The 23,118-nt window shown below is 58.1% G+C and carries 31 protein-coding genes; 11 read left to right on the top strand and 20 right to left on the bottom strand.

Annotated elements, in window-relative coordinates; genetic code table 11:
- The first annotated feature begins 133 nt into the window (after positions 1-133).
- The gene (locus ACSQ16_RS05665; RefSeq protein WP_435988656.1) at positions 134-595 is read left to right on the top strand and encodes a hemerythrin domain-containing protein; all 462 of its coding nucleotides are present in this window, start codon (positions 134-136) and stop codon (positions 593-595) included.
- Positions 596-605: 10 nt separating this feature from the next.
- Here ACSQ16_RS05665 and ACSQ16_RS05660 read toward each other — a convergent pair whose 3' ends face one another.
- Positions 606-1,070 carry an RrF2 family transcriptional regulator gene (locus ACSQ16_RS05660; RefSeq protein ID WP_317406639.1) on the bottom strand — a complete coding sequence of 155 codons (465 nt, stop codon included), beginning with the start codon at positions 1,068-1,070 and terminating at the stop codon, positions 606-608.
- A gap of 64 nt (positions 1,071-1,134) precedes the next feature.
- Here ACSQ16_RS05660 and ACSQ16_RS05655 point away from each other — a divergent pair, with 64 nt between their 5' ends.
- Together ACSQ16_RS05655 and ACSQ16_RS05650 are read left to right on the top strand one after the other, a co-directional pair.
- Positions 1,135-1,290: a hypothetical protein gene (locus tag ACSQ16_RS05655; protein ID WP_165935597.1), complete on the top strand. Its 156-nt coding sequence runs from the start codon at positions 1,135-1,137 to the stop codon at positions 1,288-1,290.
- Positions 1,287-1,694, top strand: a complete 408-nt coding sequence (locus ACSQ16_RS05650; RefSeq protein WP_435988655.1) for a group III truncated hemoglobin — start codon at positions 1,287-1,289, stop codon at positions 1,692-1,694. Before ACSQ16_RS05655 ends, ACSQ16_RS05650 begins: the two co-directional genes overlap by 4 nt.
- Before the next feature lie 62 nt (positions 1,695-1,756).
- Here ACSQ16_RS05650 and ACSQ16_RS05645 read toward each other — a convergent pair whose 3' ends face one another.
- From ACSQ16_RS05645 to nirK, 3 genes are all read right to left on the bottom strand, one after another.
- Complete coding sequence (locus ACSQ16_RS05645) at positions 1,757-2,299, bottom strand: flavodoxin domain-containing protein (protein ID WP_435988654.1); 543 nt, start codon at positions 2,297-2,299, stop codon at positions 1,757-1,759.
- A gap of 96 nt (positions 2,300-2,395) precedes the next feature.
- Positions 2,396-3,232: a formylglycine-generating enzyme family protein gene (locus ACSQ16_RS05640; protein WP_435988653.1), complete on the bottom strand. Its 837-nt coding sequence runs from the start codon at positions 3,230-3,232 to the stop codon at positions 2,396-2,398.
- 57 nt (positions 3,233-3,289) lie between these two features.
- A complete protein-coding gene (nirK, locus tag ACSQ16_RS05635; protein WP_435988652.1) occupies positions 3,290-4,438 on the bottom strand; it encodes a copper-containing nitrite reductase in 1,149 nt (382 codons plus the stop codon).
- Between the two features lie 221 nt (positions 4,439-4,659).
- On the opposite strand from nirK, the gene ACSQ16_RS05630 reads away from it, so the two are divergent.
- The gene (locus tag ACSQ16_RS05630; RefSeq protein ID WP_435988651.1) at positions 4,660-4,884 is read left to right on the top strand and encodes a DUF1858 domain-containing protein; all 225 of its coding nucleotides are present in this window, start codon (positions 4,660-4,662) and stop codon (positions 4,882-4,884) included.
- Here ACSQ16_RS05630 and ACSQ16_RS05625 read toward each other — a convergent pair.
- The gene (locus ACSQ16_RS05625) at positions 4,878-5,567 is read right to left on the bottom strand and encodes a Crp/Fnr family transcriptional regulator (RefSeq protein ID WP_435988650.1); all 690 of its coding nucleotides are present in this window, start codon (positions 5,565-5,567) and stop codon (positions 4,878-4,880) included. The two genes, ACSQ16_RS05630 and ACSQ16_RS05625, sit on opposite strands and share 7 nt — an antisense overlap.
- Positions 5,568-5,667: 100 nt before the next feature.
- Between ACSQ16_RS05625 and ACSQ16_RS05620 the strand changes: the two genes are divergently transcribed.
- From ACSQ16_RS05620 to ACSQ16_RS05605, 4 genes are all read left to right on the top strand, one after another.
- A complete protein-coding gene (locus tag ACSQ16_RS05620; protein ID WP_435988649.1) occupies positions 5,668-6,096 on the top strand; it encodes a pseudoazurin in 429 nt (142 codons plus the stop codon).
- 144 nt (positions 6,097-6,240) lie between these two features.
- Positions 6,241-6,648 (top strand): YbaN family protein, encoded by a 408-nt coding sequence (locus ACSQ16_RS05615; RefSeq protein ID WP_435988648.1) that lies wholly within the window; start codon positions 6,241-6,243, stop codon positions 6,646-6,648.
- 109 nt (positions 6,649-6,757) lie between these two features.
- Positions 6,758-7,849: a YeeE/YedE family protein gene (locus ACSQ16_RS05610; RefSeq protein ID WP_435988647.1), complete on the top strand. Its 1,092-nt coding sequence runs from the start codon at positions 6,758-6,760 to the stop codon at positions 7,847-7,849.
- An 86-nt stretch (positions 7,850-7,935) separates the two neighbouring features.
- The gene (locus ACSQ16_RS05605) at positions 7,936-8,031 is read left to right on the top strand and encodes a hexameric tyrosine-coordinated heme protein (RefSeq protein ID WP_435988646.1); all 96 of its coding nucleotides are present in this window, start codon (positions 7,936-7,938) and stop codon (positions 8,029-8,031) included.
- A gap of 82 nt (positions 8,032-8,113) precedes the next feature.
- Here ACSQ16_RS05605 and ACSQ16_RS05600 read toward each other — a convergent pair whose 3' ends face one another.
- Both ACSQ16_RS05600 and ACSQ16_RS05595 read right to left on the bottom strand, forming a co-directional pair.
- Positions 8,114-8,383, bottom strand: coding sequence for a nitric oxide reductase F protein (locus ACSQ16_RS05600; RefSeq protein WP_435988645.1), 270 nt, complete (start codon positions 8,381-8,383; stop codon positions 8,114-8,116).
- A complete protein-coding gene (locus ACSQ16_RS05595) occupies positions 8,380-8,928 on the bottom strand; it encodes a cytochrome c oxidase subunit 3 (RefSeq protein WP_435988644.1) in 549 nt (182 codons plus the stop codon). Before ACSQ16_RS05595 ends, ACSQ16_RS05600 begins: the two co-directional genes overlap by 4 nt.
- Before the next feature lie 185 nt (positions 8,929-9,113).
- Between ACSQ16_RS05595 and hemN the strand changes: the two genes are divergently transcribed.
- Complete coding sequence (gene hemN, locus ACSQ16_RS05590) at positions 9,114-10,469, top strand: oxygen-independent coproporphyrinogen III oxidase (protein ID WP_435988643.1); 1,356 nt, start codon at positions 9,114-9,116, stop codon at positions 10,467-10,469.
- Positions 10,470-10,578: 109 nt separating this feature from the next.
- Here the strand turns inward: hemN and ACSQ16_RS05585 are convergent, their stop codons facing one another.
- From ACSQ16_RS05585 to ACSQ16_RS05535, 11 genes are all read right to left on the bottom strand, one after another.
- Entirely contained in the window at positions 10,579-10,836 is a 258-nt protein-coding gene (locus ACSQ16_RS05585; RefSeq protein WP_435988642.1) for an NnrT protein, read from the bottom strand.
- Positions 10,815-10,997: a protein NnrT gene (locus ACSQ16_RS05580; protein ID WP_435988641.1), complete on the bottom strand. Its 183-nt coding sequence runs from the start codon at positions 10,995-10,997 to the stop codon at positions 10,815-10,817. Before ACSQ16_RS05580 ends, ACSQ16_RS05585 begins: the two co-directional genes overlap by 22 nt.
- 1 nt (position 10,998) lies before the next feature.
- Positions 10,999-12,882 carry a nitric oxide reductase activation protein NorD gene (locus tag ACSQ16_RS05575; RefSeq protein WP_435988640.1) on the bottom strand — a complete coding sequence of 628 codons (1,884 nt, stop codon included), beginning with the start codon at positions 12,880-12,882 and terminating at the stop codon, positions 10,999-11,001.
- A gap of 5 nt (positions 12,883-12,887) precedes the next feature.
- The gene (locus ACSQ16_RS05570) at positions 12,888-13,682 is read right to left on the bottom strand and encodes a CbbQ/NirQ/NorQ/GpvN family protein (protein WP_435988639.1); all 795 of its coding nucleotides are present in this window, start codon (positions 13,680-13,682) and stop codon (positions 12,888-12,890) included.
- A gap of 2 nt (positions 13,683-13,684) precedes the next feature.
- Complete coding sequence (locus ACSQ16_RS05565) at positions 13,685-15,034, bottom strand: cbb3-type cytochrome c oxidase subunit I (protein WP_435988638.1); 1,350 nt, start codon at positions 15,032-15,034, stop codon at positions 13,685-13,687.
- Between the two features lie 12 nt (positions 15,035-15,046).
- A complete protein-coding gene (locus tag ACSQ16_RS05560; protein WP_435988637.1) occupies positions 15,047-15,499 on the bottom strand; it encodes a c-type cytochrome in 453 nt (150 codons plus the stop codon).
- Between the two features lie 229 nt (positions 15,500-15,728).
- Positions 15,729-16,397, bottom strand: a complete 669-nt coding sequence (locus ACSQ16_RS05555; protein WP_435988636.1) for an NnrU family protein — start codon at positions 16,395-16,397, stop codon at positions 15,729-15,731.
- Positions 16,394-17,587 (bottom strand): NnrS family protein, encoded by a 1,194-nt coding sequence (locus ACSQ16_RS05550; RefSeq protein WP_435988635.1) that lies wholly within the window; start codon positions 17,585-17,587, stop codon positions 16,394-16,396. Before ACSQ16_RS05550 ends, ACSQ16_RS05555 begins: the two co-directional genes overlap by 4 nt.
- On the bottom strand, positions 17,584-17,838 hold the full coding sequence (locus ACSQ16_RS05545; protein WP_435988634.1) for a DUF6522 family protein: 255 nt from the start codon (positions 17,836-17,838) through the stop codon (positions 17,584-17,586). The genes ACSQ16_RS05550 and ACSQ16_RS05545 overlap by 4 nt, the downstream gene beginning before the upstream one ends.
- A gap of 255 nt (positions 17,839-18,093) precedes the next feature.
- Positions 18,094-18,933, bottom strand: coding sequence for an S-formylglutathione hydrolase (fghA, locus tag ACSQ16_RS05540; RefSeq protein ID WP_435988633.1), 840 nt, complete (start codon positions 18,931-18,933; stop codon positions 18,094-18,096).
- Positions 18,934-18,990: 57 nt separating this feature from the next.
- Complete coding sequence (locus ACSQ16_RS05535) at positions 18,991-20,106, bottom strand: S-(hydroxymethyl)glutathione dehydrogenase/class III alcohol dehydrogenase (protein WP_435988790.1); 1,116 nt, start codon at positions 20,104-20,106, stop codon at positions 18,991-18,993.
- A 165-nt stretch (positions 20,107-20,271) separates the two neighbouring features.
- Here ACSQ16_RS05535 and ACSQ16_RS05530 point away from each other — a divergent pair, with 165 nt between their 5' ends.
- Both ACSQ16_RS05530 and ACSQ16_RS05525 read left to right on the top strand, forming a co-directional pair.
- Positions 20,272-21,141 carry a LysR family transcriptional regulator gene (locus ACSQ16_RS05530; RefSeq protein ID WP_435988632.1) on the top strand — a complete coding sequence of 290 codons (870 nt, stop codon included), beginning with the start codon at positions 20,272-20,274 and terminating at the stop codon, positions 21,139-21,141.
- A gap of 40 nt (positions 21,142-21,181) precedes the next feature.
- Complete coding sequence (locus tag ACSQ16_RS05525; protein ID WP_435988631.1) at positions 21,182-21,493, top strand: bestrophin family ion channel; 312 nt, start codon at positions 21,182-21,184, stop codon at positions 21,491-21,493.
- Between the two features lie 414 nt (positions 21,494-21,907).
- Here the strand turns inward: ACSQ16_RS05525 and ACSQ16_RS05520 are convergent, their stop codons facing one another.
- Together ACSQ16_RS05520 and ACSQ16_RS05515 are read right to left on the bottom strand one after the other, a co-directional pair.
- Positions 21,908-22,573, bottom strand: a complete 666-nt coding sequence (locus ACSQ16_RS05520; RefSeq protein WP_435988630.1) for an ankyrin repeat domain-containing protein — start codon at positions 22,571-22,573, stop codon at positions 21,908-21,910.
- Between the two features lie 57 nt (positions 22,574-22,630).
- Entirely contained in the window at positions 22,631-23,113 is a 483-nt protein-coding gene (locus ACSQ16_RS05515) for a GlcG/HbpS family heme-binding protein (protein ID WP_435988629.1), read from the bottom strand.
- Between the last annotated feature and the right edge of the window lie 5 nt (positions 23,114-23,118).

Raw genomic sequence — 23,118 nt, 5'->3', positions numbered from 1 at the left:
GGACCTGAAAGTTCTTTGTCTCGTTGATCTATCAGAACATTATAAAATTCTTTGACGTAAATCAAATTACGCATTCTAAAAACGTATATTACCATAGCGCTGTTATCGCACCCGATCCACGGAGGCAATGTGAATGTTAGTAAACGATCCGAACACCCAATCCTGCTCCCGACGAATCCATGCGTTTGGAGCAGGATTGGCGCAGCAGGAAATTCTCTGCAGCGCATTAGAAGACTTAGCTGACACGCTGCCCCGTCAACTCGACACCTACGCAGCAGTCCGCCTGGCCGGTCGTTTGGTACCGACATTAACTCAGTGCCAGTCACTTGAAGAAAGAGAGGTATTTCCGATTCTACGGCAGACCAGTGACACATCCGCGCAAATGCTTGATAGGTTGCGTGCTGAACATATCGAGGATGAAGATCATGCCGCGATGCTGGCTGATGCAATCAACGGTTTCGCTCACGATCCGGCGCAAAACGATGCTGAGGCCTTGGGATATTTCTTGCGCGGACTGTTTCAACCTTTGCGCCGTCATGTTGCGTTTGATCGCGAGGTAATTCTGCCGATGTACCGGCACGCACTGAATAGATAGCGTTCAAGGATTACTGCGCGGTATCCGCTTCAATGCGGAGCATTGCTGCCATGGTCCCTCGGGGCCCCAGAACATCTGCCAGACTGTAGCCGTCCAGAGTAGCGAAGAAGGCCTCTTGCGCGTCTGCCAAAGGGCCTCGAAGTCCGCAAACCGGCAAGATAAGACAGGTTTTGTTGCCTCCGAAACATTCAGCTACAGGCGCGTCTTTTTTTAGAGCTCGAAGAACGGCACCCACGCTGATCGTTTCGGCAGGATGGCGAAGCGTAAGGCCGCCGTTCCGGCCACGTTCTGATATTACAAATTCTTCGCGCGTCAACTGTGTAGCAATCTTCGAAAGATGGTTTTCAGATATCTGAAAAAGCTTGGCGATTTCCGAGGTCGCCACGCGGTCCGGAGCTCTCACCGCAAGGGTGATAAGGATGCGAAGGGCATAGTCTGAGAATTTATCAAGCTGCATGAGTACAATATTTAGCATTTGCATTACGTATTTAAAAGCGTGTATATATTATGCATTATAAATACCTATTAAGGATGTTCTCATGACCCTATCCGAAGCATTCCTCTGGCCCGGCACGAAAGTCTGCGAGCGGCTTGGCGTCGACCCCGAAGGCGAAGCAGGTCTAATCCGTTGGATGGTCAACACGCTTGTCTATCTGATCCTGAGCCTCATTTTCGTCTGGATTTTCGCCGTATGACAATGCCGCCCCGCATTGCGGTTACCGAAGCACAGATCAACCGCGTGGTAGCGCGGTTCTACAGCGCTATTCGGCAAGATCCGAACTTGGCGCCGATCTTTGCCGCCCATGTGACCGACTGGCCTACACATGAAGAGAAAATCGGACGTTTCTGGCGCAACGCCTTGTTGTTGCAGCGCAGCTATGACGGCAATCCGATGCAGGTTCACCAAGCTGCGGGGAATGTGCATGCGGAGCATTTCCCGATCTGGCTTGAGCTATTCGACCGAGTTTTGTCCCAAGAACTCCCCGCCGATCTTGCGCAAAGTTGGTCCGCCTTGGCACATCGGGTCGGGCGTGGGCTGAGCTATGGGCTGACGCCGAAAGACGCCGCAAGTGCTATTCCAAAGCTGTCGCTGTACTGATCAACTAACCTGCCTTTTCACTGAAAGCGATCGCCACCTTCCAGTAGAGGGATTACGCGTGTTCACGCAGTGCGACCAAGTGAGGCTGCCGCAAATCCCTCCAACCGATCGGTCAGCACTTCCCAATCCGTAAACTCATGTTCACTCGTCCCCATCTCGAACTCCCGATCATTCAGCACCACAAAGCGCACCACAGATTTCGCGAAGTAGTCGTAGCTGTTCGGTTTCACAGCGCCCGCCGCGAGGACAACCTCATCGGGCGTAAATCCCGTGCGCATTTGGGTTTCAATAACATATTCCTCCGCCTCTTCCCGCCCGTGCTTGAAGGCCACGCTGAGGCTGACGGAGATGAGCATAACCGGCCGCAACGACAGCCACGCACGACGGGCTTGCATGAAGGTCTCGAGCGCAGAAGAATGGCGACGTTCGTGGACGGAACCCACCAAGATCACGCTCTGAACAGCGGTCAGATCCGGCATATCGCAGGTCTCATCCAAATCAAGGATGGTCGTCTCATGGTCTTTGCGCGCCAGTTGATCAGCCGCAAACTGGGCGATCTTGGCCGATTGGCCTTCGGTTGTGGAATAGGCGATGAGCATATGCATGGTGCGTTCCTCCTTTGTGATACGACCAAGCATATCCCGCCTTATGGGGACCAACTTTGAGCAGGATCAACAAATGTGGCGATTCCCAAGCAGGAACTAACGCGCACGAACCAGTCGAAATCCCAGGTAATCCGGTGGTAGTCCAACCGCGCAGCCACCCACACTGGCGTCCCGCACGAAATTGATCACCGCTGCACGATGCGCTCCGGCGGCGATCCTGACGCCGCAATAGTCCGCCGTGCGCTCAACGCTTCCGTCCTCGCGCACGACGCCGTTCGCGAAACAGCCATCGGTCCATTCCCATACATTGCCAGCCATATCCGCAAAACCCAATGCGTTTTCACCAAACGCACCTATGGGGCGCAGGCCTGACACCGCCTTCCCGCGGGCGGCATTGCCATCTGCATATTGCGCCAGCATCCGCGCGCCGGGATCGAGATCTACCTCAACGCCTCCTGCGTCATCAATCTGTGCGTCATAGCGCTCCGCCGCCGCCCTGTGCCATTCCTCGACCGAGGGCAGCCGCCAGCTTTGCCCCGTCTGCTCAGAGTACCAAGCGGCATAACGGGTCGCGTCCCGCCAGCTGACATTGGTTTGTGGGTGCTGGGCGGTATCCGCGACCTGCACTGCCGGCGCAGACATGCAGGCGCCCGCCTTGACGCAGAGACCGTATTGCGACTGAAAAACTTGGTATTTCATCATTTTGAATGAGGGCAGTTGAACCCGCGAGACCGGCGCCTCGGTCGCTTTGCCTTCTTTCGAAAAGTTCCCCATCGGGCGCAGGCTGACCTCGCCGGCCCAAACTGTGATAAGGACCGGACCGCTCTCAGGCTCAGCGCCCTCCCGCAGCATGGACAGACTGCTGAGGAATAAGATACCCGCGGCAAAAAGAGCCGCTTTACCCAATCCGGGGCCGACCGGCAATTTTCCCATGACAGATTCCTCCATAAAACAAAGGGCGACCGCGAAACGGTCGCCCTTCTCTCTTGATCACGGCAGTGCCGATCTGCCTTCATAGGCCGCATCATATTCGACGGGTGCCTGTACCTGCTCCATGAGATCATTGTCCCAATCGCCATCGACCACGATATGCGCGGTGGCACCAAGGTTCACCGCCTCGATCAGATTGTGGTTCACATAGGCATAGACACCCGGTTGCAAGAACTCATAAAGCGCCGCCCCGGCAGAGCCGCCTGCGATGAACCAAGTTTCCAAATCGCGGGCGGGCGGGTTGTTAAACTTGCCACGTTCCCAGACCAGATCTCCGTGACCGCCAATGAGGTGCGGACGGCTGTCGCGGTTGGCTTGACTATGAACGAAGAGGACCTTTTCCCCCTGGCTCGCGGTCAGGGCATTGTCCCCGGTCAGCGCACCGACCCTACCATTGAAGACCACATGGCTGGGGATTAGCCCGTTCATCACTTCAAGTGTATCGGGATAGCTCTCGCCCACGTCCTCAAAGCGTTTGAACTCCCCCGCCTCGTCGCGCGGAATATAGAAGTCGTTCTCGCCGATGTAGAAGACCTTGTCATAGCTGACCGGCTTGCCCTCAGGATCACGCAGCCCGTCACGCGGCAGAACCATGATCGCGCCGGCCATGCCAGAGACGACGTGCCAGGGGATCATCGGACCACCGGGGGCGCAGTGATAAACAAAAGTGCCAGGCCGTGTCGCCTTAAAACGCAGCACGGTCTTTTCGCCGGGGTTCACAAGGGTCAGCGAGCCACCTCCCAAGGCCCCTGTGGCCGAATGGAAGTCGATGTTATGCTGCATAAAGTTTTCGGGCGAGTTGTAGAGGGTCAGCTCAACATAATCGCCCTCATGCACCACCATCAGCGGGCCGGGGATCGAGCCGTCAAAGGTCATCGCCTGAAGGTAGGCGCCGTCGTCGACCTCAACCTCTTTTTCAACAATCTGCAATTCGAACTCGACCACCCGAGGCTCTGCCGGCGCGGTCTGCTCATGGGCGTGAACCATTGGCGGGCGCACAAGCTTGTGCTTAATCCGTTTGAGGCTCGACAGATCGACGGGCTCGGCCATCGAAGTGTCCATGATTTCTTCAGCACTGGCGGCTTTCGCCAGAACGGGCAGTGCGGCGATGCCTGCAGCTCCCATCAATGCGGCGCGACGTGTCAACATTTGGTGTCCCCTTTTCGGACTGTATTGCTGTTGAGACATCGATAGCGTGAGCGCAGCAGGGCGAACTTTGCGCGAGCGCAAACTTCCGGCAGCAAAACCAATTAGATAGACGAATCCCCCAATGCCCGGCGATTTTCAGGGTAAAAGTCAGGCACTTTGCGCGGGCGCAAAGACAGGTTGCGACCGCTGAGGCAATCTGGGGAGATGGTCAGGAGGATATCATGCATAAACCGGATTTAGACGCCCCGGACTTGTCTCTGGCAGCGCTGTTTGAACATTGGCCCGAAGCGGCAACCGTGTTTTTCAAGCACAACATGGCCTGCCCTGGCTGCCCGGTCGCGCGGTTTTATTCGTTATCGGATGCCTGCCGCCGCGCAGGCTTAGAGGAGGCGCAGTTTCGCGCTGATATCAAACAGCGGCTGCTAACGGCAAAGAAGGATCAGTGACCGCTGATCTCCACCAAACGATGCGGCGCTGTAACAACGATATGTTTGCGCGTAGACCGCACGATCCCGTCTTTCTCCCACGCCGAGAGCATCCGGCTGACCGTGTGCAAGGTCGTGCCTGTCATATCTGAGATATTCTGACGTGTGACGGGAAAGCCGATCTCGATCCCCTCCTCCGTCTTGCGTCCGCTTTGATTGACCATGCGCAACACCGCCGCCGCAACCCGCTGCTCAACAGCCTGCGTTGCAATCTCGGTCATCGTGTCTTGGATCTGCCCCAAACGCTGGCCCACTGTCTTGTAAGACTCGGTGGCGAAGCCATCATATTGCGCAGTGAAACCCTGCCAAAGATGCGAAGGCCAAGACAGCACAATCGATTCCGCTGCTGTGACCGCCGTGGCCGGATAGGTATCGCGCTGAAGGGCGGCGGCGATGCCAAAAAGCTGGCCGGGTGAAATGTGCAGCACAATAATTTGCTCGCCCCCTGGCGTGGTGCGCACAACGCGCAGATAGCCGTCCAGTAGCAAATAGAAGTGGGTCGCTTCCAAGCCTTCGCCAAAGACCTCCACACCCTCCTCAAACCGTTGCGTGCGCGCTTGATCAAGGATTTCACGAATTTGCGGGCGGCTTAATCGGCTGAAGGGCGGCAGTCCGCTTAGAAGGCTTTCATCAAGTTTCGACACGTTTGTCCCAAGAGTTTGTTATAGAGCAACGTTTACAAGCGAGGCATAGCGCATATCAGGTCTCGACGAAACAACACGATCACTAAGGAAGGAATTCAAGATGATCAAGAAACTGATGGCCGGCTCAATGCTCGCGATGATTGCTGTAAGCGCCCAGGCAGAGACTTTCGAGGTCCAGATGCTCAACAAAGGCAAAGAAGGGGCGATGGTGTTTGAGCCCGCCTTTGTCAAAGCCGAAGTGGGCGACGTGATCCGCTTTCTGCCAACCGACAAAGGCCACAATGTCGAAGACATCAAGGGCATGCTTCCCGAGGGGGCTGAGCGCTTCAAGACCAAGTTCAACAAGGAGTTCGATCTGAAGGTCGAGCAAGAGGGCCTCTACGGCATTAAATGCACCCCGCACTACGCGATGGGTATGATCGCCCTGATCCAAGTGGGCGATGCGGTAAACCTTGAGGAGGCCAAAGCCGTGAAGCAGAAAGGCAAGGCCAAAGGCCGCATGGCCGATCTGTTTGAAAAGGTCGAATGAGGCAGGCCTAACGCTACGACAAACAGGGCGGCGCTTTTGCGCCGCTCTTTAGGTTTTGACACACTTTTAGCTCAACCACACTTTAGCTGCGCGAGTCTTTCCAGTAGCCACCCCATGGGCAAAGAGCTTTCGAAAGAGAGATGAATGGCCCATATTCAGGTGCAACAAAGCGTGAGAGAACCGATGCGCGCTCCTATTTTCAAACGGATGTTCTGGTTCACAGCCGGTTCTCTGGCTCTGGCTCTGGGCGTCTTGGGCATCGTGCTGCCTCTGCTGCCAACCACCCCATTGGTGCTGCTCGCGACTTTCGCTTTCGCCAAGAGCGCGCCTTCGGTTGAGGCGTGGCTTCGCCGCCATTCTGTATTCGGACCGATCATCAGCGATTGGCAGAGGAATGGTGCCATCGCCCGCCGCTACAAAGTCCTTGCAGTTGGGATGATGCTGGGCGTGCTGGTGTTGTCCTATATTCTCGCGGTGGCGCCTTTTGTCCTTATCCTGCAAGCGCTTTGTATGTCTGTTGCTGCCGCTTTCATCCTGACCCGGCCAAGCTGACCGAGCGGGATCGACAGGCTTCATCGCCGCGATATTTGTAGCGGGATTTGATCTACCACAAAGAGTGAACCTTCCGCAGCCCCTACTGCTGTGCGCAAAGGAGATCGCTATGGACCTTATCTCAATCGTTGAGCAGTTGGACGACCCCGCCGCCGCGGCTCTTGCAGGGGTGCTGGCGGGGCTGGTCTTTGGCGTCTCGGCCGAGCGCAGCCGGTTCTGCCTACGCGCTGCTGCTGTCGAAATGGCAAAAGGGCGGCTTGGCCCCCGCATGGCGGTGTGGTTGTTGACCTTCTCCACCGCCCTGCTGTGGACGCAGGGGTTGCATTGGTCCGGAATGTTGGATCTCTCCGAGAGCCGCTGGCTTGCCTCTCCCGGCACGTTATCGGGCGCGGTGATTGGCGGTCTGGTTTTCGGTGTCGGCATGGTTCTGGCCAGAGGGTGCCCCGGTCGGTTGCTGGTGCTGGGGGCGACGGGCAACCTACGCGCCATTCTATCGGGCTTGGTGTTTGCCGTGGTCGCACAGATGAGCCTGCGCGGCATCTTCTCCCCGCTTCGCGAAGCGGTGTCGGGGGCTTGGGTCACGAAAGGCCCAAACCCCAACCTGCTCGCAACCTTTGGATTACCGCAAGAAATGGGTATCGCCATCGGGGTGGCATTCGCGCTGCTTGCGCTGCTTATCGCCCGTCGCGCAGCGGTGTCACACAGCGTGCTGCTTTTTGGCAGCGGCGTAGGCTTTGCCGTGGCGATCGGTTGGGCGTTGACCTATGCGTTGTCGCGGGTGAGCTTTGATCCGGTGCCGGTGGGCAGTCTCACCTTTTCCGGCCCCTCCGCCGATACGCTGATGTTTTTGCTCTCTTCTGGCTTGGCGCTGAACTTTGACATCGGGCTTGTACCAGCGGTCGCCACGGGGGCTTTCGCCTCCGCTTGGGCCGCGGGGCGATTGGAGTGGCAAGGCTGGGACGGTGCGCGTTCAATGCGTCGCTATCTGTCCGGCGCGGCGCTTATGGGGTTTGGCGCAATGACCGCAGGCGGCTGCACGATTGGCGCAGGTGTCACCGGCGGATCGACTTTTGCGCTTACCGCTTGGGTTGCGCTGGTTTCGATGTGGCTGGGCGGAATGGTCGCGGATCGCCTTATCGACGGGCGTGTACAATCTCCGGCAGGCACAAACACCGCGCCCTTGTCTACGGCACAGCGCTGACGTTCGGCGTGCTATCGAAGGGGGGTAGATAGAACGGGCTCGCGCTCTCTGCAGAGGGCTATGAACTCGCCGTAAAACTGTCGCGCATGGTGGTGAAGCTGACCCAACCCGATGCAGCTACCCGTGACCGCATGTGGCCCAATTTTGCAGAAAACGCGGAGTCTCTTATTGCCGTCAGTTAGGTGGTCGCGACGCATTTCGCCAGGGTTTCTGCGGTCAATGACTATTGGCGCGACACCGACTGATTGCCCCCGTAGCGGCCGCTCAAAGCGCAAGCGGCGCGAGATACAAAGCCAGCAACAGCAAGCACATAAGGGCGGAGGCGAACTGAAAACCGCGCCGCCAGGATGGTGCCTGCGCCAGCTTCAAATATTGCAGCAGAATGATGCGGGCTTTAAACCACGCCAGCCCCATCACGATCACGGCTAAGGGGACCGGCCAGAGCGACCAGACCGCCCCCTGCGCCAGAACCGCAGAGCCAAGGCTAAGGAGCAAAAGCGCGCCCCATGCGACGACAAGCGACCGGACTGTCATCGCAGGAGGTACATCACGGGGAATAGGATGACCCAGATCAGGTCGACCATATGCCAAAAGGCAGTTGCGTCTTCGATATTCTCGGTACGGTCCCAACAGGCCACCAGCAAAAGAAGAACGACCCCAAAGGCCACATGCGCCGCGTGAAACCCGGTGAGGAGGAAGTAGAAGTTGAAAAAGGCATGGGTATCCCAGACGATGCCCTGTGCAGCCTTGTCAGCAAACTCAACGCCCTTGATCCAAAGGAACACCATCCCGAGCATCGCCGCCGCAACCAAAGAGAGCCGCGCAGCGGGCCGCTGGTTCTCGCGCCGCAGGTGACAGGCAAGCGCCGCGATAAAGCCGCTGGTGATCAACAAGATCGTGTTGATCCCTGCCCCCGTCCGATCCAGCATATCCTGCGCCTGTGCGAAGCCGAGGGTATCGGTGATCCGAACGGAGAGGAACACAGAAAGACCCGCGCCAAAAACCAAAAGCTCGCTGATGATAAGTATCCACACCAGCAAATCGCCGGGCAGTTCATCTAACGCGCTACTGGCAGCCATGGAGGGCTCTTTCAATGTCGTTTTGGTTTCGCGCATTGCGCCGGGGCCGCTGCGGTTAAAGTAAGGCTCTTATTGCGCATAAACAATACTGATTATCTCATTCTGTCCGTATAAGATTAACTTTTTACGGCGCTGTTTGCGCCATATCAAAGACCGCATTTTGCGGGGTGACGTAGAGATGAGATATGGAACATGTAAGAACCCTTCAGGCCCTTGGCCTCTTCGATGCGCGGGTGCCGCGCTACACGTCATATCCGACAGCGGCAGTGTTCTCGCCCACGGTGGGGGCTGATTTCCAGCAAAACGCGCTGCGGTCTCTGGACACGCGTGATCCGGTGTCGGTCTATATCCATGTTCCCTTTTGCGAGCGTCTTTGCTGGTTCTGCGCCTGTCATACGCAAGGCACCAAGACGCTCAGCCCGGTGGAAAGCTACATAGAAACGCTGGAGGCCGAGCTTGAGTTGCTGCGCGAGACCTTGCCCGAAGGCATCCGGATGGGGCGGTTGCACTGGGGTGGCGGCACACCGACAATCCTACCCCCGCCGTTAATCAAGCGCTTGGCGCGGGCGATACGCAGCGTCTTTCCAATCGCGGAGGATTACGAGTTCTCGGTAGAGATTGACCCCACAATGGTCGACCGGACCAAGATCGATGCGCTTGCTGAGGAAGGGATGACCCGCGCCTCCATCGGCATTCAGGATTTCGATCCGCTGGTGCAGCAGGCCATCGGACGCATTCAATCTTTCGAAACCACCCGCGCTTGTGTTCAAGATCTGCGGGCGGCGGAGATCACGTCGCTCAATACCGATCTGGTCTATGGATTGCCCCATCAAACCCTCGCCCGGATCGAAGACACCATCGAAAAGGTGCTCACATTCGCGCCCGACCGGGTCGCTTTGTTTGGCTATGCCCATGTGCCTTGGGTCGCAAAGCGACAGAAACTGATCGAGGAAGCGGCGCTCCCCGGTGATCTGGACCGCTATCTTCTGGCGACCAACGCCGCCAAACGGTTTGAGGAGGCGGGGCTGATCGGCATCGGCATTGACCACTTTGCCCGCCCCGGCGACACGTTGGCGATCGCCAAGGAAAACCGGCAGTTACGCCGTAACTTTCAGGGCTACACGGCCGATCGGTGCCAGACTTTGATCGGCTTGGGCGCCTCCTCCATCTCGCGTTTTCCGAGCGGCTATGTGCAAAATGCGGCGGCAACGGCGGCCTATATCCAGCGGATCGAAAGCGGTATATTTCCGGGGGCGCGGGGGTTCGAATTCACGCAGACCGATAGGCTCCATGCCCGCGCGATCGAAGCATTGATGTGTGAGTTTGCTCTTGATCTGAATGAGATGGCCAAGGATCTCGGCCCCAGTGCGGAAAGTCTTGCGCCCTACCTTGACGCAATTACCACGCGATTTGCGCCCTTTGTCCGAAAGGTTGGCCAGAGGTTGGAAATCACAGCGGAGGGGCGACCATTGACGCGGATGATCGCCTCCGTGCTGGATCTCCATGTTCCGGAAGGTGTGCGCTACTCCCGCGCATCCTGAAGCTTTACGGCGGCAGGGATCTGTCCGCCGCAACCCACCGTTCCCTCATTTGGCTCAAAGCCAGTCCAGCGCCACCGGAGCGCATGCGTCATAGCGCCCGCGCTTCGGCCTAGGACGACGTCGATTGATCCGCCTCATCCATAAGATGCCTGATGTGTCTTGCGAAAAACCACGTCGCTGGCGCGCCGATCACCGCGCCGAGCAACAGTGACCAGCCCGTGCCGAGCACAGGCCCCCCGACCCAACTGAGGATCAGGGAGGCGAAAAACACATTCACCGCGGCAGCGCCTGCGCCGAATGGGTAGAGCACCAGTGCGATCTTACGGGTGGACCACCCCGTCCCGGTCATCGGCGCGAAACCAGCCATTGAACCGCCACCATGGCCGCGATCAAAGACAGGCAGGCAAGCGCATACCAAAGTTCTGCTGTGGCCGATTGGGCCTGCGGAATGGGGCGGTCAAACTGACTTGCCACGGCGCCGGATGCAGACACCACACAGGCCAAGAGAGAAGAAAGAATGTAACGCATGTCAGGTTTCCTGAGTGAGAGTACGATAGATATCCGGCAAGACGCGCGCGAGCTTGCGGCCGTCAGGTAAGAGCGTGAACCCACCACGCCCGAAGATCCGCGCGAACCAATCCTGTCCATCCTCGTCGATGACAATGCCGTGCAGAGCCAGCCCCGCATTTCGCGCTTCGCGCACCGCCATATGGCTGTCTTCGATCCCATGTCGTCCCTCGTAGTGATCAAGGTCATTGGGCTTGCCATCGGTCAAAACGATTAGAAGCCGCCGTGCGCTTGGTTCTTCGACCAGTTGCGCCGATACATGGCGGATTGCCGCGCCAAGACGGGTGTAGTGCCCGGAGGTTAGCGCGCCGATGTTTGCGGAAATCTGCGCGGACATCGGATCGTCAAATCCTTTGCAGCGGGTCAGAAAAATCCGGTCGCGTCGGAGGGACGAAAATCCCCAGATGCCAAGCCGATCTCCCAGCCCGTCGATGCCAACCGCCAATGCAGCCATTGTGTGCCGCGCCACTTCGATGACGCTGGTGTCGCCGATCGCGGCTTCGGTAGAACGTGAATTGTCGATCAGAAAGGCCACGGACATGTCGCGTTCGATCTGGCGCGCCGATTGCCAGATACGGTCCGAACCGCGCCCGGTGGCGCGCAGATCGGCCTGCGCTGTCAACAGCCCGTCAAGGTCCAGCTCCGTTCCATCTACCTGACGTGGTTGCAGGATGCGACGTGGGCGCAGGGCTTCGAACTGGCGCCGCACATCCCGTACGCGCCGCTCATCTGTTGAGAACGCCGCCCCTTCGGGCCGTGCGGGCGCGTCCAGAACACGGCAATGATCCGGCATATAACTGCGCGATTTGTGGTTCCATTCCGGGTAGGTATGCACCCCTGCCAAGGCTTCGTGATCGGCGTCTGAGGGCGACAGATCAAGATGCAACCGCAGCCGGGTCGCCGCTTTGCGCTCGTTCTTGGTGAGAGCAATTTCGTCCTGATCATCCGCCGCTTTCTGCGCGTTCTCGTCATCGTCGTCATGAACGCTGCGGTTGATGTTCATCGATTCCACCCAGGACAGGATCGATTCAAAACGGTGCATGATGAAACTGTCTTTGCGGTCGTTCTGCTCGTGATCCTTGCGCGCCCCAAGTTTGCGCTGCGCATAGGCGGCGGCGGGAGGGGCGGCCTGTGGTTCCGCAAGATCTTCGACCGCAGCAGCACCGGCCCCAGGCCGTGCAAGGCGCAGCCAGATTGGCACTGGCGCAATGGGCATATAGCTGCGCTCCGATTCAAACACCGGCAGTGGCCCGCCTGCCCCATTCAATTCGGCACAGACCGCAGCCTCCAGAAGCGCTTCCGTCGTCGGGCGCATCACGGCGAGCCGATGTGTCGCGCAAAACCGAGCCATTGTGTCATAGGCCTCGCGCAGGCCGGGACAGGCGGCATATGCGCCGCGCACCGCCACCGCATTCGCGCTGATCTGGGCGCAATCACGCGCGGGCGCTTCTTCGGGAAGACATATCTGCTCCATATCCGTCAGGGCGGCCAATGCTGTGAGCCAGAAGTAGGCCGCCTTGTTCAACCGCGGGTCTGGGAAAACCGCAAAGGCAGGCGGCAGGCTTAACCGCTCTCCGTCAAATTGCGCCACCCATTCGCGTTCTTGCCCCGCACCAAGCTTGCGCCGCAGGGGGCGGCGGTGTTGCATTGGCGTGGCCGCCGCTTCTGCCAGTTCCACGCCGGGCGCCCCGCCAAGGGCACGAAACAAGACCGCCAGACTGGGACGCAGCGAGCTAAGCGCAACTGCGGATTGCGGATAGACTGCATCAGCGCCGATCTCACGCGCCAGATCATGCCAAATATTTCCGACCGCTTCTTCCGGGTCCATGAGATCGAGCAGATGCATGAGGCCTATCCGTAAATCGTGCTGACAAGATCGCGCAGCGATTGCTGCACATCGAGCTCATCGCTCAAAGGCTCGATGACCGCCGCTTCCAGCGCCTGTTCAACCCCCATGCCACCAGCCATCAAGGTGGCGGCATAGATTAGCAGGCGGGTGGAGACGCCCTCTTCGAGGTCCATCCCCGAAAGCCTGCGAATATGTCCGGCCAAGCGCACCAAGGCTGTCACGCGTCCGGGGGCCAGCCCGCTTTCACGCGCAACGACCGCGGTTTCGGTCTCGGCATCCGGAAAGTCGAAGGAAATTGACAAGAAGCGCTGCCGGGTCGAAGGCTTCAGCCGTTTGAGCACATTCTGATAGCCAGGGTTGTAGCTCGCCACCAACATAAAGCCCGCCGGCGCCTGGAGCTCTTCGCCCGTCCGGTCGATCATCAGGCTGCGCCGCGTGTCGGTGAGCGGGTGCAAGACGACGGTCACGTCTTTGCGCGCCTCGACCACCTCGTCGAGATAGCAGATGCCGCCCTCCCGTACCGCGCGGGTGAGCGGTCCATCGACCCAGACGGTCTCCCCCCCTTTCAGCAGGTATCGCCCGATCAGGTCCGCCGCCGAGAGGTCGTCATGACAGGCCACGGTATAGAGCGGTTTGCCAAGCTTCGCGGCCATATACTCTACGAACCGGGTTTTGCCGCAGCCGGTCGGCCCCTTCAAAAGAAGGGGCAAACCGTTTTCATAGGCCGTCTCGAACAGGGCGCATTCTTGGCCTGTCTCACGATAGAACGGCAAAGCAGGCGTGGTTGCGATATTCATCGTCACTCTCCGGGTACAGGGTTTGCGGGGCCAGGTTCGATGATCTCCTCTTTGCGGACGACAAGCATCGCATAGAGGAACAGAAGTGCTCCGATCACCACCGCGACCCCCGCGCCAAAGCGCATCATGTAAAAGAGCGACAGACTGTCTTGCACATCCATATAGTAGTCACCCACGACTCGCTGCATGTGGGTCTGAATGGTGCCGGCAAAGGTCAGCACGAAGGTCATAAAGGCCATCCCGCCCGTCATCAGCCAGAAGCTCGCCATATTGAGCACTTGGTTATAAGGCGCTCGCTGGCGCAGCATCGGCATCGCATAGCTGAACATCGCGAGGTTCAGGGCCACATAGGCGCCGTAGAAGGACAAATGCCCGTGCGCCGCGGTGATCTGCGTACCATGGCTATAGAAGTTAACCCCGTGCAACGTGTGCAAGAACCCCCAGACCCCAGCCCCAAAAAAGGCCACGGTGCTCGATCCAAGCGACCACAACAAAGCGGCCTTGTTGGGATGGTTCTTGCGCCCTTTCCAGACCATGACAAAGGCAAACGACATCATGAGAAAGAAGGGGACCACCTCGAAGGTCGAGAAGATGGAACCAACCCATTGCCAATAGCCGGGCAGACCGATCCAGTAAAAGTGGTGTCCAGTGCCAAGGATGCCCGAGAAGAGCGCGGTGGCTACGATGACATAGAGCCACTTTTCCACCACTTCACGGTCCACGCCAGTAAGCTTGAGCAGCAAAAACGCAAGGATCGCCGCCATCACCAGTTCCCATGTCGCCTCGACCCAGAGGTGAACGACAAACCACCAGTACATCTTGTCCAGGCTCAGGTTGTCCGGGTTAATGAATGCGAAAATCCATAGCAGCGACAACAGCCACAATCCCATGAGCAGCACGCCCGTGATCGCAGTCTTGCGCCCTGCCAGTACCGTCATGGAGACGTTGACCAAGAAGATAACCGCCGCGACGAGAATGCCAAATTTGACCCAAAGCGGCTGTTCCAGAAACTCGCGCCCGCCATGGATGCCGACAAGGTAAGAACCGACCGCGCCCAAAGTCCCGACTACAAGGATGATAAGTTGCAGATAGGCCAGTTTGACGGACCAGATCTCCCGTTCGGATTCCTCAGGTATCAGGAAATATGCCGCGCCAAAGAAGCCCAGCAGCAGCCAGACAATCAGCGCGTTCGTGTGGATCATCCGGATGATGTTAAAAGGCAGCAGTTCCGATAGAAAGTTCGGCGAGACATAAACCCACCCCGCGAGCAGCCCCCCCAGAACCTGAATGCCAAATAGCCCCATGGCGGCGAGGAAATACCAGTAGGCTACTCTTTGTGTTTCGTATTTCATTGTATCTATCCCTTATCCCGCGTCATTGGGCGGCCAGCCCTGCGTGTCGGTCTCGTCAGCCCATCTGAGAAATTCTGCGAGACCCCGAATGTCTTCATCGGTCAGCTCATAGCGCGGCATCTGGCGGCGGCCTTCGATGCCGCTGGGCTGGGCTTCAATCCAGCTTTTCAATATCTCGAACGCGCCTTCTGGATCGTCCAGCACCCCCCAGCGGGTCATCACATTGCCCACCTCGGGGGCGAAATAGGCTCCCTCGCCGTGGAGGCTGTGACAGTTGATGCAGGAGTTCTCCTCCCAGATATGTTTACCGTGGATCACCTCCTCGCTCAGCGGCATGCCTGCTGTTGAGACGTCGACGACGTATTTGTGGGAATGGACGGTCATCCCGATGAAGACGACGACAAAGAATATCGAGCCTCCGTAGAAGATGTTGCGCGCCCGCGACTTGGTCAGAAATTCGGCCATGCGAAAAGGCTCCTTGGAACGTGGCATGGCATTGCTTACTGCGAATAAAGTGGCGAGAGTTTGTGCTGGCGCAAAGTTTGGGGAATTTTACCATCTGTTTGGCAAACGATAGTCTGCTATGCACTGCGCAACTGATAGCAAAATTCCATGGTTGGTATTTCGATGCTAAAAGGGATACTTCGGTGTCGCCCCTTTTCGTTAAGAATAAGTCGACGCGTCTATGATCTGCTCAGAGCGCTGAAACCCCGATCACAAGCGGGTGCAGTATTAGCAGTGCGACAAAGCCTCCGACCCCGGCAAACAGGCGGAACAGCGCGCCTCTCCAAGACCTTGGCAGTTGTAGATACGGAGCCCGAGAAACCGCTGCATTCAGGGCCTCCCATTGCGCCACGCCTATCTCTCGCCGTTTGCGCCGGTTGATCAGCGCTCGGCCTCCGATGGCGAAACTGCCCAAAACTCCGAACATTAGCACATGCGCCAGATCGCCATTCGGCAGCAGATGCAGCCCCGCCCACAGGGCCAGCGCCAGCAGCACTGGATGCCGCGTGAGCTTCACGATACCGGGCTGCTGTGGGTCAAATTCAGCATTCCGCGCCCCACCAAATGAAAAGGGATTCGGCCGCGCAATGGCGAAAGCGAGGATCAGGCAAACCACCAGCATTCCCAGATGCACCACATGCCGCTGCCAGAGCATCTGCGGCCAGAGTGAGACAAAAGGCGCCTGCCCCGCCGCCCAGATCAGCAGGGCAAGCATCCCCGTGGAAAGCAGTGTATAGCCAATGCCAAATCCCCGCGCCCCGATCCGCTCACTGATGCGCGTCTTTACTCCTGGGCGGACCGGGATCGAATGGGTGGCAAAGAACAGCGCAAAGACCCCGGCAAAACCCAACCAACTCATCGTGAACCCTTTGGCTTCGCCCGCCACAACGCTGGCCCATATGCCAGCAAGAAACCGGCAAAAGCAAACAGCCAGAAGAGGCCGGACAGATGCGTGGCGCCAGCCCAAAGCGGCGCGAGGCTGCGCAACGCGGTCGCCGCGATAATGCTGAGATAGACTGCTACCGTTACTCGATCCGCCTGCAAGGCCTGCCCGGTATGTCCCAGCGTGGCGCGAGACATCACGGCGAGTGTCATGGCGCCGATGGCCCCGCTCATCCACAGATGCTGCGCCGCCGCGCTACTGCCGCCCGTGACCAGCGCAAGGCCAAGGGCAAAAGCGCCGACCGGGATAAAGGCATAGGCGAGGTGCAGTATCCAGACCAATGGATCGCGCAGTGTCTGCAACGGCTTCCAGCGGGCTTGCCGGATAAGGTGCAGCCCTGCGAAGCACAAAAGAACGCCGCCGGTTATCGCCCCTTCGGGATGCAGGACCCAGAGCAGCAGCACCGGCAGGCTGACCAACAAGGTCAGCTTATCCAGGCGCTGCATCGGTGGTGCAGGGCGGGCCGGATTCTCCATGCGCGCCAACCAATTGCGTGTGAAAGATGGGATGATCCGCCCGCCGATCACCGCGATCATCATAATCGCCGTGGCCAGACCGAGCCGCAGCCCGGTGCCTTGCGCCGCGACGTTGCCCTGTAGCGCCTCCCAATGAAACAGCCCATTTGCCAATGTGAACACCGTCAGCAATGCGAGCACCACGAGGTTGCGCCAGTTCCGCCCCGCGATAATCTCGCGCAGGATCACAGCCCCCAGCACCAGTGGAAAGGCCAGATCAATCACTGGCGCGACGGCAGTCGGTAAACCTGCCGAAATCATGACCACCACGCGTCCGGCACACCAAAGCAAAAACAACGCCGCAAGCCGCCAGCCGACAATCGGCAAGCGCCCCGTCCAATTCGGCACGGCGGTGAGCAAGAACCCCGCCAGCACCGCGCCGAGGTAGCCAAAGAGGAACTCATGGGCGTGCCACGACAGCGGATCAAAACGGCTGGGAAGGTCAAGCCTGCCTGCCAGCACCAGCAGCCAGATCCCCATCGCAAAGATCACCCAGACCGCCGCGAAGAGAAAGAATGGCCGAAACCCATAGCTGAACAGCGCCGGGCCGTGCCATGCGCGCATTTGTTCTGCGGTTGTCTGTACCGTCATCTCGGGACCACCGTTGCTTTGCTGCGGCTAATGACAGTGCCGTCTTCGGCGCAGGTCAACCGAAGCCTTGTGCCTCCATAGAAAAACGTTAGGCGAAACCGCCCGGCGTCTTCATCCTCTCCGGTTTCATAGCGGCTGGTGATCTCTCCGCGCCGCATCCCGTCTTGCATCGCCGCAGGCTCAAGCCCCAAGAGCGGCCCAAGATCGACCGCGTCGATCACGGGTTGGCCATCCTTCATCGCGATTTTCATGGCGTGTCCCTTCTTTGCGTTCCTAGTTCGCGATCCTACTGCAACGAGGGCGCCGCGAGTTTGCTTTGGCGCAATCTCTTAATTGTTTTTAGGACTAAGGCTACGGATCTGAGGATGCCCAGGGGTAATGGATCCAAAGAGATTTCTAGGTAAATGCGAATGGTTGGTTAGACGGCCTGCCTTAATTAAATATGACGCCTTTGATCAATCAAGGACGCCGCCATTCCCGCTTGAAGCATAAGCGCCAAGAGGGCGTCAGTGACCAAGATGCTCCGCATGAAACCGCATGTGATCATTTACAAAGCTTGAGATAAAGTAATAGCTGTGGTCATAGCCCTCGTGCCGCCTCAGCGCCAGAGGATAGCCGCTAGCCTCAGCCGCCGCATCCAGCGCTTCCGGCCTCAACTGCTCGACCAGGAAATCATCCGCCTCACCCTGATCCACCAGCGCTGGCGGTCCTCCCTTGGCTCCGCGCATCAGCAGGCTCGCATCATAGGCCTCCCACGTCTTGCGATCTTCGCCCAGATAGGCGGAAAACGCTTTCTCCCCCCAAGGGCAATTCACCGGGTTGCAGATCGGGCTAAAGGCCGAGACTGACTTGTAGCGCTCAGGGTTGCGCAGCACCAAGACCAGCGCCCCGTGCCCGCCCATTGAGTGACCAAAGATTGACCGCTGATCGGTCACCGGAAAGGTCTCCTCGACCAGTTTTGGCAGTTCGTGCAGCACATAGTCATACATCTGGTAATGCCGGTTCCACGGCGCCTCTGTCGCGTTCACATAGAACCCGGCCCCTTGCCCCAGATCATAGGCATTCGCATCGGCCACATCCTCGCCTCGCGGGCTGGTGTCCGGCGCGACCAGCGCCACCCCCAGCTCCGCCGCGAGACGTTGCGCCCCGGCCTTCTGCACAAAGTTCTCGTCCGTGCAGGTCAGGCCAGATAGGTAATAGATCACCGGCACTTTTTGCCCCTGCGCCGTCTGCGGCGGCAGGTAGATCGCAAACCGCATATCGCAATTCAACAGGTCAGAATGATGGCTATAGTGTTTGGTCCAGCCGCCAAAGCCTTTGTTTGCGCTGGTGATATGAAGGGACATGCGGCACCTCGTAAGAAGAATTGATGGGCCGCGCTTGGCAAAGCGCGGCCCGTGATTTTAGCTATCGAAGTGGATGACCGAACGAATGCTTTTGCCCTCATGCATCAGATCGAAGGCCTCGTTAATGTCCTCCAACCCCATGGTGTGGGTGATAAAGTCATTCAGCTTGAATTCACCCTGCATGTAGCGCTCGACATAGTCAGGCAGCTCCGACCGGCCCTTCACACCGCCAAAGGCCGACCCGCGCCAGACCCGGCCTGTGACCAGTTGGAACGGACGGGTCGAAATCTCCTGACCCGCGCCGGCGACCCCGATGACCACAGATTCACCCCAGCCCTTGTGGCAGCATTCCAGCGCCGACCGCATGACATTGACGTTGCCGATACACTCGAACGAGTAATCCACGCCGCCGTCGGTCATTTCGACAATGACCTCTTGGATCGGCTTGTCGTGATTTTTTGGGTTGATGAAGTCGGTCGCGCCCAGCTTGCGGGCCAGATCGAATTTGCTTTCGTTAATGTCGATCACGATGATCCGGCTGGCCTTGGCCATCGTCGCACCGATCACAGCGGACAAACCAATACCGCCCATGCCGAAGATCGCAACGGTGGAGCCTTCCTCGACCTTGGCGGTGTTCATCACGGCCCCCATGCCAGTAGTGACACCGCAGCCCAGCAGGCAGACCTCTTCGAGCGGCGCTTCGGCGTTCACTTTTGCGAGCGAAATCTCGGGCAGCACTGTGTATTCCGAGAAGGTCGAACAGCCCATGTAGTGCAAGATTGGCTGGCCATCCTTGTAGAAGCGGCTGGTGCCGTCAGGCATCAGACCGCGCCCTTGGGTTTCCCGGATCTTTTGACACAGGTTGGTCTTGCCGGATTTGCAGAATTTGCACTCGCCGCATTCTGGCGTGTAGAGCGGTATTACGTGGTCACCCACGGCGACGCTGGTGACCCCTTCGCCGATGGATTCGACGATCCCACCACCCTCATGGCCGAGAATGACCGGGAACAGGCCCTCGGGGTCGTCCCCGGACAGGGTGAATGCATCGGTATGGCAAACGCCTGAAGCAATGATCTTGATGCGCACTTCGCCAGCCTTAGGCGGCATCACGTCGATTTCCTCGATCGAGAGCGGTTCGTTGACGGCCCAGGCGACGGCCGCTTTGCATTTGATGATATCGGTCATGGGTCTCACTTCGCGGTTAGGGCTAAATTGGGGGGTGACGTTGTATAGGACTGTCATTTACACTGTTTCGCATTGGCGATAATCCGGGGTTATTGAAAAACACCGTTACCCAGCGGCAATAATCGTGCCGCTGTTAAGATCGAAAGGATCATCATGCTGAGTTGGGAGGGGGTATCAGAATTTGTTGCCGTCGCCGAAGCCCAAAGCTTTACTGCTGCTGCCAACAGCTTGGGGATTTCCACTGCTCAGGTCAGCCGCCAAGTCGGCGCACTTGAGGCGCGACTGGACACCAAGCTGTTCTACCGCACCACACGCAAGGTCTCGATCACCGAGACTGGTCAGGTGTATTACAACCATTGCCGGCAGGTGCTTGACGGGCTGGCCGAAGCCGAGCGCGCGATTACCGATCTGCATCAGAGCCCAAAAGGACGGCTGAACCTTACAGCGCCGGTGACATTTGGCGAGAACCGCATCGCACCATTAGTGAACGATTTTCTCCAATGCTATCCTGACCTTGAGGTCAACCTCAAGCTGACCAATCAGCTGCTCGATCTTGTCGCGGAAAGCTACGATCTCGCAATTCGGCTGGGAGAGTTGGAAGACAGTTCCATGATGGCAAAGCGGTTGGCCTCTCGCAGGCATTTCACTTGCGCTGCGCCCGAATACCTTGCCGCTCACGGAACCCCGCACACCCTGTCCGAACTTGACACGCACAACTGTCTTCAAGGCACTTTGGGCTATTGGCGGTTTCAGGAAAAAGGGACCACCCGCCATATCCGGGTGAAAGGTAATTTACGCTGCAACAGTGGCGCGTCACTGGTTGATGCAGCGCGGAAGAACTTAGGGATCATCCAGCTGCCGGATTATTATGTCGAGGCAGAACTTCGGGCCGGGCGATTGATCTCTGTGTTGGAAACGTATCGCGCACCGGACGATGGCATATGGGCGATCTATCCGCAGAACCGGCATCTTTCGCCAAAAGTGCGACTATTGCTTGATCACCTTGGGAAAGGGTTGCGATGAACCGAAATATCATTGCTCTACAGTTTAAGAGGAAGTCAGGATGATCGTGAGGGAGCCACCAAGCGCGCTGAAGCTGTTTTTTGTCATGCAGCGATCGATCGTTCCGAAAATCACCAGCAGGATTATCGGGGTCGCTTTGCTGACAGCGGTTGTGCTGCTGATGGATCATCACGTTATCGTATTGCCAAGCAATTCCATGGCCGCCATGGGGATTTTTGGCGTCGCGCTGTCTCTGTTTCTCGGTTTTCGCAATAATGCTGCTTATGATCGCTGGTGGGAGGCCCGTAAGCTCTGGGGTGCGATGGTCGCCAATCTTCGAAATTTGGGCCGTCATCTGAGCATCTTTGTCTGAGAGGGCGGAGACGCAGCAGCGCGACAGGATGCGGCGGGTACTGCGCCATCTTGAGGGCATGCTGGCGCGATTTGATGGCATTGGCACTTGCCAAAATACATGGAGCCCGGAACTCAGAATGATACCGATGCCGCCCCAAGTCAAAGCATCCGGGAAGTCAGCAAAAACCAGATAGTCGGCGGCAGTGGCGCCGATAATCTCAGGACAATGGAACGGTGCAATTTGATCGAATGGTGGCGATATGTTCTGATATGACGTTGCTCTATCCGCCGGTAGAAGACATTTTCCTGACGAGTTATCCCCTGCGTAATGGTGCGCCTAAAATCAGGCGAGATGGTTTATGGGTTGAAAGGTCGTTCGTGATTTAACGAGCCGCAATGACCAAGGATAAAACGGCTCGTTTTAACCCAAAGGCTATTTGAGAAGCATAACCATCTCTTCGTAACCGCGCTCCGTTGCATGTTGAAGTGGGGTGACCCCGTCGCGATCGGGGATGGACTTATCGGCCCCTGCCTTGACGAGAATTTCCACGGTCCTGATGTGATCACGCCCGCCATCCCCCAGAACCACCGCCTCAATCAGGGCTGTCCATTCAAGGTTATTGACGTGATCGAGCGGCGCGCCCCCAGCGATCAGGCGGGCAACGACCTCGTGGTGGCCAAGATGCGCCGCAGCGATCAAAGAGGTGCCGTCGTAAACGCTGGTGACGAGATCCGGCTTGTTGCCCAATTCCATGGCAAGAGACACCAGCTCGGGGTCATTCGCCACTGCCGCGATCGTCAATACATCGTAGGCGCGGTTTTCGAGGGCATTCATGTCTGCGCCGCCCGTCGCAAGCGCCGAAAGAGCGTCGTCATGCGAGGCAAAAGCAGCGATATGCGCTGGCGTACGTCCTGAGCGATCCCGCATGTTCGGATCCTCTCCTGCTGCTATCAAGCTTTCGATTTCTGCCACCTGCCCTTTGTGGGCCGCGAGATGCAAGCCGCGGTACGACGCAATGTCAGAGGCGGACGGAGCGGTTTGTGCAAAAGCTGCGGCACTCAGTGACAGTGCGGCGGCGATGATCAAAGAACGAAGCATAGGGGTCACCTTTTAGTTGCAGTGACCCGCCTCATCAAAAGGCGGGTCATGTTTGCTCTATTCGGCACCAATGGCGTCAAGGCCGGCACGCGCGCATGTCTCGTCAATGGCACCAGATGGTGCGCCGCCGACACCGATGCCGCCAACCAATGCGCCGCCAATCTTGATCGGCAGACCGCCCGCTTGAATGACCAAACGGCTGTCCATGTCGCGCAGGCCACCGTTTTCAGGGTTTGCACCAATGAAGCCGGCCAAACCGGCTGTGTCACGGCCCATGCTGGCAGACGTAAATGCTTTGCCGGTGCTCGACCCAATGGTGTGCGGGCCTGCATTGTCAGCGCGGAGGGTCGCTTTGGTCACGCCGCTGCGGGCGACAATCGCGACGCTGACGTTGTGGCCCTCAGCAGCACAGGCATCGACTGCGGCTTGGGCTGCTTGTGTCGCCATATTGAGCGGAAGATAGGGGGCCGTTGGCAAGTCTTGCGCGAAAGTCGAGACGGGGGCCAGAAGTGTGGCCGCGAGGGTAAGTGAACGAATCATCGAAA

The organism is Sulfitobacter sp. SH24 (genome assembly GCF_965641895.1).
Lineage (GTDB): Bacteria > Pseudomonadota > Alphaproteobacteria > Rhodobacterales > Rhodobacteraceae > Sulfitobacter > Sulfitobacter dubius.
Note: the sequence above shows the minus strand (reverse complement) of the source record. Positions and strands in the feature narration are given on the sequence as shown.